Source organism: Photobacterium sp. WH24 (assembly GCF_019204055.1).
Taxonomy (GTDB): Bacteria; Pseudomonadota; Gammaproteobacteria; order Enterobacterales; family Vibrionaceae; genus Photobacterium; species Photobacterium arenosum.
On the sequence record NZ_JAGSOZ010000043.1, the window covers coordinates 1 to 1,617 of the forward strand.

Here is a 1,617-nt window from a genome sequence, read left to right on the forward strand (position 1 = left end):
GCAATCTGTGTGGACACTGCATCAACGACACAGTCTTTAGGTAAGGAGGTGATCCAGCCCCAGGTTCCCCTAGGGCTACCTTGTTACGACTTCACCCCAGTCATGAACCACACCGTGGTAAACGCCCTCCCGAAGGTTAAGCTATCTACTTCTGGTGCAGCCCACTCCCATGGTGTGACGGGCGGTGTGTACAAGGCCCGGGAACGTATTCACCGTGGCATTCTGATCCACGATTACTAGCGATTCCGACTTCATGGAGTCGAGTTGCAGACTCCAATCCGGACTACGACGTACTTTGTGGGATTCGCTCACTATCGCTAGCTCGCCGCCCTCTGTATACGCCATTGTAGCACGTGTGTAGCCCTACTCGTAAGGGCCATGATGACTTGACGTCGTCCCCACCTTCCTCCGGTTTATCACCGGCAGTCTCCCTGGAGTTCCCACCCGAAGTGCTGGCAAACAAGGATAAGGGTTGCGCTCGTTGCGGGACTTAACCCAACATTTCACAACACGAGCTGACGACAGCCATGCAGCACCTGTCTCAGCGTTCCCGAAGGCACTCCTCTATCTCTAAAGGATTCGCTGGATGTCAAGAGTAGGTAAGGTTCTTCGCGTTGCATCGAATTAAACCACATGCTCCACCGCTTGTGCGGGCCCCCGTCAATTCATTTGAGTTTTAATCTTGCGACCGTACTCCCCAGGCGGTCTACTTAACGCGTTAGCTCCGAAAGCCAGTGTTCAAGACACCAACCTCCAAGTAGACATCGTTTACGGCGTGGACTACCAGGGTATCTAATCCTGTTTGCTCCCCACGCTTTCGCATCTGAGCGTCAGTCTTTGTCCAGGGGGCCGCCTTCGCCACCGGTATTCCTTCAGATCTCTACGCATTTCACCGCTACACCTGAAATTCTACCCCCCTCTACAAGACTCTAGCCTGCCAGTTCCAAATGCGATTCCGAGGTTGAGCCCCGGGCTTTCACATCTGGCTTAACACGCCGCCTGCATGCGCTTTACGCCCAGTAATTCCGATTAACGCTCGCACCCTCCGTATTACCGCGGCTGCTGGCACGGAGTTAGCCGGTGCTTCTTCTGCAGCTAACGTCAAAGATGGTATCTATTAAACACCAACTCTTCCTCACTGCTGAAAGTGCTTTACAACCCGAAGGCCTTCTTCACACACGCGGCATGGCTGCATCAGGGTGTCCCCCATTGTGCAATATTCCCCACTGCTGCCTCCCGTAGGAGTCTGGACCGTGTCTCAGTTCCAGTGTGGCTGATCATCCTCTCAGACCAGCTAGGGATCGTCGCCTAGGTGAGCCGTTACCCCACCTACTAGCTAATCCCACCTGGGCCAATCTTAGCGCGCGAGGCCCGAAGGTCCCCCGCTTTGCTCCGTAGAGATTATGCGGTATTAGCCATCGTTTCCAATGGTTATCCCCCACACTAAGGCATGTTCCCAGGCATTACTCACCCGTCCGCCGCTCGCCGCCCAACAAATCGCCCGAAGGGTCAATGTTGTCGCTGCCGCTCGACTTGCATGTGTTAGGCCTGCCGCCAGCGTTCAATCTGAGCCATGATCAAACTCTTCAATTAAAGTTTTGTTGCCTTCCCGAAGGA

1 rRNA gene is annotated in these 1,617 nt (G+C 54.5%); it reads right to left on the reverse strand.

Annotated elements, in window-relative coordinates:
* Positions 1-41 precede the first annotated feature (41 nt).
* A 16S ribosomal RNA gene (locus KCG43_RS21220) occupies positions 42-1,593 on the reverse strand.
* Between the last annotated feature and the right edge of the window lie 24 nt (positions 1,594-1,617).